The 14,173-nt window shown below is 64.2% G+C and carries 17 protein-coding genes; 10 read left to right on the forward strand and 7 right to left on the reverse strand.

Translation table 11 applies throughout. The annotated features are described in order from the left end of the window. Positions 1–125 precede the first annotated feature (125 nt). Both GV829_RS03350 and GV829_RS03355 read right to left on the reverse strand, forming a co-directional pair. Positions 126–656, reverse strand: a complete 531-nt coding sequence (locus GV829_RS03350; RefSeq protein WP_169943817.1) for a DUF1465 family protein — start codon at positions 654–656, stop codon at positions 126–128. A gap of 183 nt (positions 657–839) precedes the next feature. Then, the gene (locus tag GV829_RS03355; RefSeq protein ID WP_169947905.1) at positions 840–1,037 is read right to left on the reverse strand and encodes a YdcH family protein; all 198 of its coding nucleotides are present in this window, start codon (positions 1,035–1,037) and stop codon (positions 840–842) included. 262 nt (positions 1,038–1,299) lie between these two features. On the opposite strand from GV829_RS03355, the gene GV829_RS03360 reads away from it, so the two are divergent. Further along, positions 1,300–1,473 (forward strand): YdcH family protein, encoded by a 174-nt coding sequence (locus tag GV829_RS03360; protein WP_169943818.1) that lies wholly within the window; start codon positions 1,300–1,302, stop codon positions 1,471–1,473. Continuing rightward, on the forward strand, positions 1,460–1,606 hold the full coding sequence (locus GV829_RS03365) for a hypothetical protein (protein ID WP_169943819.1): 147 nt from the start codon (positions 1,460–1,462) through the stop codon (positions 1,604–1,606). The genes GV829_RS03360 and GV829_RS03365 overlap by 14 nt, the downstream gene beginning before the upstream one ends. A 20-nt stretch (positions 1,607–1,626) precedes the next feature. Here GV829_RS03365 and GV829_RS03370 read toward each other — a convergent pair whose 3' ends face one another. From GV829_RS03370 to GV829_RS14250, 3 genes are all read right to left on the reverse strand, one after another. Then, positions 1,627–2,025, reverse strand: a complete 399-nt coding sequence (locus GV829_RS03370; protein ID WP_169943820.1) for a PilZ domain-containing protein — start codon at positions 2,023–2,025, stop codon at positions 1,627–1,629. Positions 2,026–2,191: 166 nt separating this feature from the next. Then, positions 2,192–2,557: an RNA polymerase-binding protein DksA gene (dksA, locus tag GV829_RS03375; protein WP_246203140.1), complete on the reverse strand. Its 366-nt coding sequence runs from the start codon at positions 2,555–2,557 to the stop codon at positions 2,192–2,194. An 867-nt stretch (positions 2,558–3,424) separates the two neighbouring features. Beyond that, on the reverse strand, positions 3,425–4,573 hold the full coding sequence (locus GV829_RS14250) for a hypothetical protein (RefSeq protein ID WP_212612147.1): 1,149 nt from the start codon (positions 4,571–4,573) through the stop codon (positions 3,425–3,427). A 171-nt stretch (positions 4,574–4,744) separates the two neighbouring features. Between GV829_RS14250 and serS the strand changes: the two genes are divergently transcribed. Genes serS through GV829_RS03410 form a run of 6 tightly spaced genes read left to right on the forward strand, consistent with a single transcriptional unit; the run spans position 4,745 to position 10,875 of the window. Beyond that, positions 4,745–6,019 (forward strand): serine--tRNA ligase, encoded by a 1,275-nt coding sequence (gene serS / locus GV829_RS03385; protein WP_169943822.1) that lies wholly within the window; start codon positions 4,745–4,747, stop codon positions 6,017–6,019. A 16-nt stretch (positions 6,020–6,035) separates the two neighbouring features. Beyond that, the gene (gene surE, locus GV829_RS03390) at positions 6,036–6,809 is read left to right on the forward strand and encodes a 5'/3'-nucleotidase SurE (protein ID WP_169943823.1); all 774 of its coding nucleotides are present in this window, start codon (positions 6,036–6,038) and stop codon (positions 6,807–6,809) included. A gap of 60 nt (positions 6,810–6,869) precedes the next feature. Then, on the forward strand, positions 6,870–8,033 hold the full coding sequence (locus GV829_RS03395) for a M23 family metallopeptidase (RefSeq protein ID WP_169943824.1): 1,164 nt from the start codon (positions 6,870–6,872) through the stop codon (positions 8,031–8,033). 44 nt (positions 8,034–8,077) lie between these two features. Further along, positions 8,078–9,118, forward strand: coding sequence for a potassium channel family protein (locus tag GV829_RS03400; RefSeq protein ID WP_169943825.1), 1,041 nt, complete (start codon positions 8,078–8,080; stop codon positions 9,116–9,118). Positions 9,119–9,154: 36 nt separating this feature from the next. Continuing rightward, entirely contained in the window at positions 9,155–10,549 is a 1,395-nt protein-coding gene (gene rimO, locus GV829_RS03405) for a 30S ribosomal protein S12 methylthiotransferase RimO (RefSeq protein ID WP_169943826.1), read from the forward strand. A 56-nt stretch (positions 10,550–10,605) separates the two neighbouring features. Beyond that, positions 10,606–10,875, forward strand: a complete 270-nt coding sequence (locus tag GV829_RS03410) for a hypothetical protein (protein WP_169943827.1) — start codon at positions 10,606–10,608, stop codon at positions 10,873–10,875. 28 nt (positions 10,876–10,903) lie between these two features. Here the strand turns inward: GV829_RS03410 and GV829_RS03415 are convergent, their stop codons facing one another. After that, on the reverse strand, positions 10,904–11,797 hold the full coding sequence (locus GV829_RS03415; protein ID WP_169943828.1) for a LysR family transcriptional regulator: 894 nt from the start codon (positions 11,795–11,797) through the stop codon (positions 10,904–10,906). A gap of 99 nt (positions 11,798–11,896) precedes the next feature. On the opposite strand from GV829_RS03415, the gene GV829_RS03420 reads away from it, so the two are divergent. Both GV829_RS03420 and GV829_RS03425 read left to right on the forward strand, forming a co-directional pair. Continuing rightward, complete coding sequence (locus GV829_RS03420; protein WP_169943829.1) at positions 11,897–12,856, forward strand: sterol desaturase family protein; 960 nt, start codon at positions 11,897–11,899, stop codon at positions 12,854–12,856. Between the two features lie 179 nt (positions 12,857–13,035). Next, positions 13,036–13,455 carry a hypothetical protein gene (locus tag GV829_RS03425; protein ID WP_169943830.1) on the forward strand — a complete coding sequence of 140 codons (420 nt, stop codon included), beginning with the start codon at positions 13,036–13,038 and terminating at the stop codon, positions 13,453–13,455. Positions 13,456–13,497: 42 nt separating this feature from the next. Here the strand turns inward: GV829_RS03425 and GV829_RS03430 are convergent, their stop codons facing one another. Further along, entirely contained in the window at positions 13,498–14,163 is a 666-nt protein-coding gene (locus GV829_RS03430; RefSeq protein WP_169943831.1) for a glutathione S-transferase family protein, read from the reverse strand. Between the last annotated feature and the right edge of the window lie 10 nt (positions 14,164–14,173).

Raw genomic sequence — 14,173 nt, forward strand, 5'->3', positions numbered from 1 at the left:
CGACGCGGCAGGGCCTGTCTCGGCCAAAGCGGCGTTCAATTCAAGCCTTGGCCTGAAAACGGGATCAACGGTGCGACCGGCGGCCCTGACCAAGCGGTCAAAGACGAGCGCTCAAAGACGAGCGCTCAAAGACGATTGGCCAATTGGTCGAGCATGATGTGAACCGGCGTCGGTACCGGCGCCACCGGCGTCAGTTGCGCCTCCTCGATCTGGCGCACCCGTTCATGCAACCGCAGGCTGGCTTCGATCAGATCCTGCGCCGCTGTCGGCAACTGGGCCAGCAAGGCCAGGTCGCAGTCAGGCGATTCACCAAGGCGATTAGTGGCCGATCCGGCTGATCCCGCCGGCAATTCACCTGCATGGATCGCACGCTGGGTCAAAAGCCAGGCAATGATGTGCATCAACCGCGTCGACAGGCGCAGTGATTCACAGGACAGGGCAATGCGCAGCGAAGGATCATGCCGGCCAGCCCAGTGAAACAGGCTGTCAGGATCGCGCTCCACACCGGCAGGCAGATCGTCAAAGGCGCTGGCCGATGCCTCATGACGGGTCCGGTCGAACCAGCCGCGCGCCTCATCCGCAAGGACAAGGGCTTCGGCATAGAGGGAATCGACCAGGGATTCGTGCAGGGTCAGGCTGGGGGCTGAAACAGCCATCGATTCTTCCTCGGTTGTTCCGGGCGTCACACCCTGCCTCCATGGCCGGGAAAAACGTCCGCTCGGACCCATGCGGATCGCATGCGGTCCCATGGGCGGCAATCGAAGCACTCGCCGCACCTGTCCCAACATGGGACTCGTGCTAACCCACTTTGCAAACCATAGGGATTTGGCGATGCCTGGTCAGGCGATGATGTCCGGCACCAGATTATCCTCGATCCAGCTGATCTCGTCCCGCAACCTGAGCTTGCGCTTCTTAAGGCGGGCAATGGCCAATTGATCCGGCATGGGCGTTTCATTGAGCGCCACGATCGCGCTGTCGAGGTCACGATGTTCGACACGCAGCAATTCCAGCCGTCGGGCGAGTTCCTCACGCGTCATCAACACACCTTTCCTGCGGCGGGGCCGCTTGCGCTTGACCCGCACGCCTGTCGCTGTCCCCGGCTGTATCGCATCCGGCATGGTCACGCCAAGAGGGCCCGCGCAACACGGCTCGTCGCAGGCCACCATGCTTTCCTCCGAATTGACCAACTTTCAACGAGACAAGCGGGCCCGGCTGTGGTCCACTGCTGACACGGCCAGTCATGTGCGGCCTGAGTCGGACCGCATCCATTCCTGGCCGAACAGGAAAGGGAATGCGCTTATGAGCAAGTCCGTATCAGCCAACACCGCTCACCTTCAGGCTTTGGCCGCGCGCCATGCCGATCTGGAAGCACGGCTGGAAATGGAAACCCACCGTCCCCTGCCCGACAGCGCGGCTATCGCGCAACTCAAGAAGGCCAAGTTGCGCATCAAGGATGCGCTTGGCCAAAACTGAAGCGGGCCCTGCGTCGCCGGCCGCGGTCGGCGGCGCGCACGCCATCTCCGAACAGCGCGATATCATCCGGTCCGGCAAGACGCACTGGCATCACGGCATCATATTGGTGCAAGTGCGCATGAGCGACCGCTAGGCCGCCCGGCCATGTGGCGGTCAGAGGCGAATGATCGGCTTGCCATGCAACCGGGAGACAAATCGCCGGGGCGTTGACCCCGCAGCGGGAGCAGGGCGGACCTTGACCGGCTTGCGTACCTGGTGTGGATCGATCGAGACATCAAAGGCCACGCCAAAGCGGCCATTCTGGGCCCAGACCACTCGTCCGGGCACCTGGCCGATATTGTCGAGGGTGACTTTGACATTGTCACCGTTGACGAGTTCCAGCTTGCTGTCGACCAGCATGCCGCCCGACGACACATTGCGGACCACAACTTCGAAACCGTGGTTGATGCGCTCGCAAAACACCTGGGCTTTCATGAACATGCTGTCGCGGCGGGTTCCACGCAAAGCTACGTCGTCAGCCGTCAGCCCGGGGGGTGGCAAATCCATCTTCATGGGGTGCAAATCCTCACTGTCAGGCGGGACAGGCCCTGACCCGTTCGGCAGGCGGGGGGGGGGGCGCATCACCGTCGTCCTGTTCTTACGCGAACAGTTTTAGGAGGAGGTTAAAATCGCGCCCACCAAAGTGGCAACGCAACGACAACAGGATCAATCGTCAGGATCAATCGTCGCGCGACACGCGTTCATTGCGCTCATGGCGCTCCTGCGCCTCCAGCGTCATGGTGGCAATGGGCCGCGCGATCAGCCGGCCGATGGAAATAGGCTCGCCGGTGACTTCGCAATAGCCATATTCCCCTTCGTCAATCCGGCGCAGCGCCGCATCAATCTTGGCGATCAACTTGCGCTGACGATCACGGGTGCGCAACTCGATCGCCCAGTCAGTCTCGCTGGAAGCGCGATCGGTCAGATCCGGCTCACGCAAGGGGCCGTCCTGGAGGCTGGCGAGCGTCAACTCCGATTCTGCGACAATGCTCTTCTTCCAGTCGGTCAACAATCTGCGGAAAAACGCCAGCTGCTGCGGATTCATGAACTCTTCGTCGTCGCTCGGGACATAGCCCGCGCGATCAACAAGGGGGCCGTCCAGCGCGGCCAGTATCGGCGATTTTCCGGTCTCAGTGCCGGACTCGGTGGAGGATGGCATTCGCGATTCGCTCCTGATACACATTGTTCACAAAGGGAAATTCCTTCCCCTTGCCTCGCCGGCGGCACCGCAGGGCGTCGCAACCGGGACCTGGCGCGCCTATAGCAGACCGCTTGCCCGCCGCAAGCACGGCAAACAAAGCCAGGATGATGCTGCCATTTTGGCAGGAATCGTATTGTAATGGGACAGTCTGTCCCGAATCCGGCCAGAACCCGGGTCATGCGAGGCTTTTGGTAACGCTGCCATGGTTAAAGCCGTTGCATCCATCGCATGCTTCTGCCCATGACTGGACAGTGCCGACAAATTGTCTGTGGTGACCCATGAAAAGGGCGACCGGTCAACTAGGCGGCGGACGCGGTGACTGTTTCATGATTGCGGGCCGGGATGGACCCGCGAACATAGGATGAATGATATGTCTGTTCGGATGGCCTTGGCTAAATTGTGCGCCTGCACTTGCGGTGGCGCACTGATTGGTGCCGGCGGCATGCAGATCACGCAGGCGACAACCTCCAGCCGGCCCCAGGCCCAGGCGGTCCGCACCGTACCCAAGATGCGGCAACGTGTTGTCCACCGCGCCACACCGGCCCGCCGCGTCGTGGCCCGCGCCCGGACTGTCCAGCGGGTCCGCCGGGTGGTCACACGCCGGACAATCATTCCTGCCCAGGCGCAATATGCCGCCGTACCGATGGCCGCGCCGCAATATGTGCGCCCCACCTCGATCCCGACCGGTGACATGGGCGGGAGCAGTGGCGGCTATCCGGTGATCATCGGCGGCAGCGGCGGCTTCGGCGGCGGCTTCGGCGGCGGCTTCTTTGGTGGCTTCTTCGGCGGCGGTGGCAGCAGCGGCGGTGGCAGCATCGTCATATCATCGACCACCAGCGGCGGTTCGACCTCAACGAGTGGCGGCTCCACATCCTCTGGCGGCAGCTCGACCTCGACTGGCGGCTTCTCCTCGACCGGTGGCAGTTCCTCGACCTCCACGGGCGGCTTCTCGTCAACAGGCGGCAGCTCCTCGACCTCAACCGGCGGGGTCAGCTCGACCTCCGGCGGCGTCAGCTCGACCAGCTCGTCGACCTCAGGCGGCGTCTCGACCTCGACCGGCGGCGTGTCCTCGACCAGCTCGACCGGCGGGGTCTCCACCTCGACCGGCGGCATCAGTTCGACCAGCTCGACTGGCGGGGTCTCAACATCCACGGGCGGTGTCAGCAGCTCAACCGGTGGTGTCAGCAGCTCTACGGGCGGTGTCTCGACATCCACCGGTGGCGTGTCCTCGACCAGCGGCGGCGTCTCGACCTCGACCGGCGGGGTCAGCAGCTCGACCGGTGGCGTCAGCACATCTTCGGGTGTTTCGACTTCGACCGGTGGCGTCTCAACCTCGTCAGGTGTCAGCACCTCGACCGGTGGTGTTTCGACCTCATCGGGCGTCTCGACATCCACCGGTGGCGTCTCTACCTCGTCGGGAGTCAGCACCTCGACCGGTGGTGTTTCGACCTCGTCGGGCGTCGCATCGTCGAGCAGCAGCTCCTCCTCATCGTCGTCATCCTCTTCCTCGTCGAGCAGTTCCTCCTCGTCGGGTGGCTCCTCCAGCTTTGGCGGGTCGTCCAGCTTTGGCGGTTCGACAGGGTCATCGAGCAGCAGTTCGTCGTCCTCCTCGTCAAGCAGCAGCTCGTCCTCAGGCGGCTCCTCCAGCTTTGGCACCTCGACCAGCGGCGGTTCGAGCTCCTCTTCGAGCAGCAGCTCCTCCTCGTCCTCGTCGAGCAGCAGCTCGTCCTCGGGCGGTTCGAGCGGTGGTTCGAGCGGCGGCCCGATCGATGTCCCGGCCCCGCCGATGGTGCTGCTGTTCGGCGCAGCCGCTGCGGCGCTGGTCGGTCGCCGTCGCCTCGCCAAGCGCAAGGCGGCCAAGACAGAGGCGGCCTGATATCCATCGCACCCTTCGGGGCGGCGGTCCGGCCAATATGGTCAGGTTCTGGGGTGATCGTCGGGGGGCGGTCACCCCTTTCGCTTGGCGAAGGCACGGGCCGGCGACGCTACAAGCAGCTTGCGCCGAACGGCCTCACCCGATAGCGCGCCTCCATGCACGACATACGTTTCATCCGGGACAATCCCGCTGCCTTTGACGCAGGCCTCGCCAAGCGCGGGCTCGCCCCCCTGGCTGCCACTCTGATCGATCAGGATGCCGCCTATCGCGCGCTGCTGACCGATGCGCAAAATGGCCAGGCCCGCCGCAACGAGGCCTCCAAGGCCATTGGCGCTGCCAAGGCCGCCAAGGACGAGGTCACCGCCGCCGCGCTGATGGCCGAGGTTGCCGAATTGAAGACCCGCCTGCCAACGCTCGAAGCCGAAGCCGAAACTTTGGGTGCTGCGCTGCGTGACCAGCTGGCCGCCATCCCCAACCTCCCCGCCGATGATGTGCCCGAAGGCGAGGATGAAGCCGGCAATGCAGAGGTCAGCCGCTGGGGCACGCCGCGCACATTTGAGTTCACACCCCGCGAACACGCAGATTTCGCCCCGGCACTCGGCCTCGACTTCGAAACAGCCGCTAAAATGTCCGGTGCCCGCTTTGCTTTCCTGCGGGGGCAGATGGCGCGGCTGGAACGGGCGCTCGGCCAGTTCATGCTCGATAACGCCACCGCTGCCGGTTACACCGAATGCGCCACCCCCTTGATGGTGCGCGACGATGCCGCCTTTGGCACCACCCAGCTGCCCAAATTCCGCGAAGACCTGTTCCAGACGACCGATGGCCGCTGGCTGATCTCGACCAGCGAGATGAGCCTGACCAACGCGGTGCGCGACCAGATCATCCCTGAATCCGACTTCCCGATCCGCATGACCGCGCTGACCCCCTGCTTCCGTTCCGAAGCCGGGTCCGCCGGACGCGACACGCGCGGCTATATCCGCCAGCACCAGTTCTGGAAGGTTGAACTTGTCTCGATCGTCCGCCCTGAGGACAGCGACGCCGAACTGGAACGCAAGACCCGCACGGCGGAGTCGGTGCTGGAGGCGCTGGGCCTGCCCTATCGCAAGATGCTGCTGTGCTCGGGAGACATGGGCTTTGCCGCGCGCAAGACCTATGATCTCGAAGTCTGGCTGCCCGGCCAGGGCGCCTATCGCGAAATCAGCTCCTGCTCCAACTGCGGGGAGTTCCAGGCACGGCGCATGAACAGCCGTTACCGGCCAGAGGGCAGCAAGGGCACCGAATTTGTCCACACGCTCAACGGCTCCGGCCTCGCCGTCGGCCGCACGCTGGTGGCAGTACTCGAAAATTACCAGCAGGCCGACGGCAGTGTCATCATTCCTGACGCCCTGCGCCCCTATATGGGCGGGATCGACCGCCTGACCCCTGCCTGAAAGACCAATCAGCCAAATGCGCATCCTGCTGACCAATGATGATGGCTATCACGCCCCCGGCCTATCCGTACTGGAAGCGATTGCCGCGACCCTGTCTGATGACATCTGGGTTTGCGCCCCGGCGGAGGAACAGTCAGGCGCCGGCCATTCACTGACCCTGTCGCGGCCGGTCCGTGTCCGCCAGCATGGGCCGAAGCGCTTCTCGGTCGCCGGCACACCCACCGACAGTGTGATGATGGCCATCGGCGAGCTGATGGATTCGCCCCCCGACCTCATCCTCTCGGGCGTCAATCGCGGTGCCAATCTCGGCGATGACGTGACCTACTCAGGCACTGTCTCCGCTGCCATCGAAGGGACGCTCGCCGGCATCCGCTCGATTGCACTGAGCCAGGTCTATGCCAGCGAGGGACTGGCCGACAACGTACCGTTCGCGGCCGCCGAGGCATGGGGCGCCAAGGTTCTCGCTCCGCTCATCGACATGGATTTTGCCAAGCGGACCCTCGTCAACATCAACTTCCCGGCCATCGACCCCACAGACATCAAGGGCGTGCGGGTCGTCCGTCAGGGCTTCCATGATTATGCCCGCGGCAGCATCGTCAAGGGCATCGATCCGCGCGGCTACCCCTATTACTGGTTTGGCCTGCATGGCGTGGAGCATACACCGGGGCATGACACCGATCTGGAAGCGATCAGCGACGGCTATATCGCCGTGACCCCTTTGCAGGTGGATCTGACCCACAGCCATTCGCTTGACCGGCTGGCTGACCGGCTCAAGGGGCTGATGGGCTAAACCCGGTCCCATCAACATCCCGGCTGGCATTGTCTGTCGCTTTGCGGCATGATTCGTCGCATGGGGAGCAAAGGGCGCTTCATGACATGGGGTCGATACGGGCTGCTGGTCGCCACCGGCTTGCTGCTGAGCGCCTGTGCCTCGCGGCCAGCCAACACCGATTTGTTCGGTCGTCCCCTGACCCCCGGGGACAGTGCCCGGCCCGCTCCGATACCACCTGGACAAGCCGCGACCGACCGGCCCCCGGCTGCCCCCGGCATCGACAGCGACCTGCCACCCGTCGGCAGCGGCGGCATCCGCCCGGTCGACATACCCCGCTCGACGCCCGGCGCACCTACCGCTGCGGCGCCCTGGACCCCGGCCCCGGTCACCCCCAGCGCGCGGGAAGTTGCCGCCTCCAACTATGTCGTTGCACCGGGCGATACGCTGCGCGGGATAGGCAATCGCACCGGCGCCGGTTCGGAAGCCATTGCTGCCGCCAATGCGTTGGAGCCGCCCTATGTCGTCCGGGTCGGCCAGCGGCTGACCATTCCCGCCGGTCGCTATCATGAAGTGATGCCAGGACAGAGCGGCATCGCCATTGCCCGTGCCTATGGTGTCAGCTGGGCCGCGCTGATCGAGGAAAACGGGCTTGTAGAACCCTATGTGCTGCGCGTTGGCCAGCGCTTGCGGCTGCCGGATAGCGGCGCGCCCGCCCGCCCGCGCACAATCGAGGAACAGGCGCAGGCCTTTCACCTCGATATTGAAGGGATCATGGCCGGCAACCAGCCCGCCACACCGGCAGTGGGCACCGCTGGCCGACCCTCAACACCCGCAACCCCCGGCAGTCCGCCGGCCACCGGTCCGGGCCGCTTCGCTTGGCCGCTGACGGGAACACTGCTGCAACGCTTTGGTCCGGCGGGCAATGGCCGGGTGAATGACGGCATCAATATCGCTGCGGCCCCCGGCACGCCGGTCCGGGCAACAGCGGCAGGCATTGTCACCTATGCCGGCAACGAAATTGCGCTGTTCGGCGGACTGATCCTCATCGACCATGGCGGCGGCTGGACCAGCGCCTATGCCCACCTCGATCAGCTCGGCGTCACCGTCGGTCAATCGGTGCGCGCCGGACAGGTCATCGCCACCTCGGGTGAGAGTGGACAGGTCCCGCAACCCCAGCTCCATTTCGAAATCCGCCGCGACCGCCGCCCGGTCGATCCGCTCAGGCAATTGCCACCGCGATAGCTGAAGGTTGACACCTGCCGCCCGGCCCACGACATTCCTTCTCAATGACCAGTCCCCGCATCCCGCGCCCGCACAATGTCCTGCGCCGCCAGTCCCAGACGCCGGTTTGGAAGCAGATCCTGTGGCGCGTGTTGGCGGTGGTTGGCCTCATCGCGCTGGCAATTGCCGTCCACTGGTATGATCGCGACGGGCTCAAGGACAATCATGATGGTGTCGTCAGTTTTCTCGACATCATCTATTTCACCTCCATCTCCATCTCGACCACCGGCTATGGCGACATTGTCCCCGTCACCACCGAAGCGCGGATGTTTGATGCGCTGATCGTCACGCCGATCCGCATTTTCGTCGTCCTCATCTTCCTCGGCACCGCCTATAATTTCGTCCTCAAACGCACATGGGAGCGCTGGCAGATGCGCCGCATCCAGCAAAGACTGACCGGCCACATGATCGTCTGTGGCTATGGCATTTCGAACCGCCAGGCGGTGCAGGAACTCATCCTGCGCGGCACGTCCCCCGATTCCATCGTCGTCATCGAACGGGACGAAGACGCCCTCGCCGAGGCTGAGGAAACCGGCTGCAACGTGATGCTGGGGGATGCCACGCGTGATCAGGTGCTGCTCGACGCCCGCATTGATACCGCCAGTGCCGTGATCATCTCCGCCGGGCGCGACGACACGTCGATCCTCATGGTCCTCACCGCCCGCGCCCTGCGCAAGGATGTGCCGGTCAGCGTCGTCATCCGCGCCCAGGACAATGAATCGATCGCCCATGCCGCCGGGGCCAGCACCGTCATCAACCCGGTCAGCTTCACCGGCCTGCTGCTCGCCGGATCGACGCATGGGGAGCATGTCGCCGATTATCTTGCCGATCTCGCCTCGGTCGATGGTGAGGTCAGCCTGCGCGAGCGCGCCGCCACCGCCGCCGACATTGGCAAACCGCTGTCCGCGCTCAGCACCGGTATCGGCGTGCGCATCTATCGCGATGGCACCGCCCTGCCGATCAGCGCGGCGGCCCGGACAACCATCCAGCCGGGCGACATGCTGGTCGAAATTGTCCAGATCGCCCCGCCGCTCACCCCCGCGTGACTCGCACCGCGCAATCGGCTATGCGCCCGCGCTCACATGACTGACATCACCACCCTCCCCGAAGCCCGCAAGGTCGGCATGGTCAGCCTCGGCTGCCCCAAGGCGCTCGTTGACAGCGAACGCATCCTCACCCGGCTGCGCGCCGATGGCTATGCGATGAGCGCCGATTATGCCGGGGCCGATGTCGTCCTCGTCAACACCTGCGGCTTCCTTGACAGCGCCAAGGAGGAGAGCCTTGAGGCGATCGGTGAGGCGATTGCCGAAAATGGCCGGGTCATCGTCACCGGCTGCATGGGCAATGAGGCGGATGCCATCCGCGCCCGCTTCCCCGAGGTCCTCGCCATCACCGGCGCGCACCAGTACGAAGACGTGGTCAGCGCCGTTCATCAGGCCGCGCCGCCCTCACAAGGGCCCTACCTCGATCTCATCCCGCAGGCGCAATATGATGACGCCGGGCTGAAACTCACCCCGCGCCACTACAGCTATCTCAAGATCAGCGAGGGCTGCAACCACGCCTGCGCCTTTTGCATCATCCCCTCCCTGCGCGGCAAACTCGCCAGCCGCCGCATCGACGCCGTCCTGCGCGAAGCGGAAAAGCTTGTCGCCGCTGGCACACAGGAACTGCTCGTCATCAGTCAGGACACATCGGCCTATGGCGTCGATGTCCGGCATGAGACGCGCCAGTGGAAGGGCCGCGACGTCCGCACCCACATGACCGATCTTGCCCGTGAGCTGGGTCAGTTGCGCACCGCCAGCGGCCACGCGCCGTGGGTCCGCCTCCACTATGTCTATCCCTATCCGCACGTCAGCGAAGTCATCCCGCTGATGGCCGAGGGGCTGGTCACCCCCTATCTCGACATCCCCTTCCAGCACGCCGCCCCGTCGGTCCTCAAATCGATGAAGCGTCCGGCCAATGAGGCCAAGGTGCTTGAGCGGCTGCGCGAATGGCGCGCCATCTGCCCTGATATCGCCATCCGCTCCTCCTTCGTCGTCGGCTTCCCCGGCGAAACCGAAGCGGATTTCCAGTATCTGCTCGACTGGCTCGACGAGGCGCAACTCGACCGGGTCGGCGCCTTCCGTTTCGAGCCTGTCGCCGGTGCCGCCGCCAACGCCCTGCCCGACCCGGTGCCCGAAGAGGTCAAGGAAGAGCGTTTCCAGCGCATCATGGCCAAGACCGCGGCGATCAGCGCGGCCAAACTCGCCGCCAAGGTCGGCCGCACCCTGCCCGTCATCATCGACGAGGTGGGCGAGCCTGACGAGGAGGATGGCAGCGTCGGCGCCACCGGCCGCTCACAGGCCGACGCCCCGGAAATCGACGGCCATGTCTATCTGCGCGACGTGCCCGCTGATCTCGCGCCCGGCACCATCGTTGCCGTCACCGTGGAGGATGCCGACGAGCATGACCTCTATGGCGTCATCCACCCGGCCTGAGTCCCACGCCTCACCGCCCCACCTTCATCGCAGCAACCGACCCAGCGGAGCCAGCCATGCCCAAAGTTCCCTATGAGAGCCCCGACGCCAAATTTTCGGTCGATGTCTGGGCCAGTGAAGACGCCAACGCCATCGCCATGGGCTACACCACCTATGAGGATGCCAAGGCCGATTTCGACAAGATGGTCGCCTCCGGCGCCGCCTTTGCCGTCGAGCTCAACCAATGGACCGGCGACGCCGCGACCGATGGCTGGAAACTGATGCACGAATGGCCCGACGATGGCGACGACGACCTGATCGACGTTGACGGCGATTGGGACGACTGACCGCCTGATTCTATCGAGTCAGCTACAATCAGCCAGCAAATGTCGCCCGCACGGCGGCGATGAAATCCATGACTGTCAGCGATGGTACCTCCCCCATTGGGGTAACTGCACTGATGGCAAAACGGGCGTCGCCGGGGAATGGCAGGCTGCGCAAGCGCCCAATAGCCGCCAACGATGCAGCCACGGTGGTGGGTAACAGCGTCAGCACGTCGGATCGCACGGCCAGTTCGATGCAGGACGACTGGTTGAGAACGCGGTAGCGCGGAAAGCCGTGGTGGCTGAACAGGTCACGCAATGGCTTGGGCAGACTGGCCTGATAGGCCTTGTCAAACCCGGCAACCGCCCAATCAAATGCCAGTATCTGGTCGAGCGTCAGGTCGCCCTGCTCAACCACATGGCCGGGGCGAAAGGCCATGACATAGGGTTCGGAAACCACGCGTTCGACCCGGAGCGCATTGCGCGGCTGCAGCGCCTTTACCGTGCTGCTGTGAAACAGCAGCAAATGCGCCTGTCTGCGGACCAACCGGTCGCAGGCAATATCTGGTGGCATGGTTTCGATGGTAACACTGACCAGCGGGTGCCGCGAGCGAAAGGCGGCGAGCGCGCCATGGATGAGCGTGTCGATCACAGCCGCACCGCAGATGATAGACAATTGCCTGTCGCCCGCCACGACATCGGCCTTAACCGCATCAAATTGCGCGATCAGGTCGACTGCCGCCAGCGCCAACCGCCGCCCGGCTTCGGTGGGCATGACTGACCGCGTCGTCCGTTCGAACAGGCGGACATCCCACTGCTCCTCCAGCGTCCTGATGCTTTTGGTCAGGGCCGAGTGGGTGATCGACAGTTCTTCGGCGGCGCGGGAAAAACTGGCGAGGCGGTGGACGGCTTCGAACCGGCGGATCAGAACAAGGTCGGCAGACATGTTCCAATAACTACACAATATGCCGCTATTATTCAATTGTCGGTGCAGGTCCGACGGCATAGCTGTTGCCACCACGGACTGCACACCGGGGGGTGGGACATGAGCGTCAGCGAACTGATCCGAAGCAATATCGGCCTCTATTCGGCCATTTTCTTCTTCACGCTGCTCGCCATAGAGATTGTCGCAATCAAGTTGTTCCGCGCACGGGGGCGCATTCCGGCCAAGGATGCGTCGCTCGGCGTGCTAACCGGCGTGCTCAGTGATCCGGTCAACGCCCTGTCGGCCTTCATTACGCTTGGCATTCTGTCGATGGTCGAGCCTTACCAAATGGCCTCGCTGCCGGTGACGCTGACCACCTTTGTCCTGTGTTTCATCCTCGATGACCTGCGCTTCTATTGCCATCACCGCGTCGCGCACCGCTGTCGCTGGGTCTGGGCGATGCATGTCGTCCACCATTCGAGCCAGGAATATAATCTCGCCGTGGCCCTGCGACAGGGTTGGACCAAGCATTTCACCGGCACCATGTTGTTCAAGGTGCCGCTGGTCCTCGTCGGCTTTGACCCGGTCATGGTCACCTTTTGCGGCGTGCTCAACGCCAGCTACCAGTTCCTGCTGCATACCGAGACCGTCGACAAAATGCCGCGCTGGTATGAGTTCATCTTCAACACGCCATCGCACCACCGCGTCCACCATGCCAATAATCCGCGCTATCTCGACACGAATTACGCCGGGACACTGATCATCTGGGACCGCATGTTTGGCAGCTTTGCCGCCGAAGACCGCGCCGATCCACCGGTATATGGCCTGGTCAAGGACCTCAACACCTTCAACCTCTTCACCATCCTGACACATGAATATTTCGGCATAGCGAGGGACGTGGTCCGCCGCGGGCTGACGATGACCCAACGCTTTTGCTATATCTTCGCACCGCCGGGGTGGAGCCATGACGGATCACGCCTGTCGACCGAGGCGATCAAGCGCGCCGCCGGTATCGGTGCTGACCCACAGTCCACCCCGCCACCACCATCGCCTGCTGTCCGAACCGCACAGCCCGAATGATCCGCTAGGTCCCCGTTATACCTCTTCCGCTCCACTATGCCGCCACCGACGCGCTGGTTGCCCTTTCCGGAGCATGGGGGGTCTGGCGCCTTGGCCGCGCGGGCCAATGGGCTGGTGCGGCGGGCCTTGCCCTGTTCGGTCTGGCGGGCGCCATCGGCACCGTCCGCATCGCCGCAGGGTTGGATGATCAGCTCGCGGCGATCCACCGGTTCGCCTCACAGACCGGCGGACTGGCGGGCCTTGTCCTCATCCTCTTCCAGCTCAGGGCCGGTCACGGCACCCTGCAAGCCCAGCGGCACATCGCCCTCATAGTCATGACCGCAGTCGCCCTCTCGCTCTTCCTGCCCGCCGCTGGCGCCATCCTGTTCGTCACCGGCCTCATCGCCGGCGCGGCGCTACTCTGGCGGGGCACAGGGCCGGATAAACGCCACCTCGCCGCGGCACTGGGCTTTGCCCTCATGCTACCGAATATATTGTTGGTGCGCGCCTCGCCACATCTCTCGCCCGACGTGGCCTGGCACGCCTATCATCTGCTTGTCGCGATCTGGCTGTGGATCATCGTGCGGATCCTGCATACCGGCCGGGCACGCACGGCCTGACAAGCCGCACGTGATTGGTCAGCGCGACTGACGGCGGCTCCCTCACCCCAGCCGGTTCGCCACGCCCTGCGCCTCTCCGGTCGCCTTTTCCCAGGCCAGTGCGCGCTGGAAGCCGGGGCGGGCGGTCAGGCGGGCGAGATAGTCCCTCAGCGTCGGCGTCAGATGGTGGTCGAGCCGGGTCATGCGGGACAGGTAGAGGGCATAGCCGACCGCGATGTCCGCCACGGTGAAGCGGTCCCCGGCCAGCCATTCATGCTGTTGCAGCCGGGCGTCGGCCTTGGCGAGGCGCTTGCCGAACCAGTCGCCATAGGCCTCGCCCGCCGCCTCAAGCCCGCGGTCCTTCTCGAACTGGCAAAAGCGCAGGGCCACCGTCTGGGGAAAGGTCAGCGTCGCGTCGGCGTGGTGCAGCCAATCGAGGAAGCGGCCATAGTCGGCCTCGTCAGGGGAGAGCGCGATCGGGCCCTGTGCGGGGGCGGGAAAACGGCTCGTCAGATAGTGGCAAATGGCCGAACTTTCGGTCATCGTGATGTCACCGTCCACAAGCGCGGGAACTGTGCCCAAGCCATTGATCTGAAAGTATGATTTGTCAAATGCTCGGGGCGGGAAGGGGAGCAATACTAGCTCTATCTCGCCCTCTACCCCCAGCTCGCAAATGGTCCAGCTGCACCTCAGCCCCCGCGACCCCGCACATGTGTATAACCGCATCATTCCGCCCTCT

The organism is Sphingomonas lacunae (assembly GCF_012979535.1).
Taxonomy (GTDB): domain Bacteria; phylum Pseudomonadota; class Alphaproteobacteria; order Sphingomonadales; family Sphingomonadaceae; genus Sphingopyxis; species Sphingopyxis lacunae.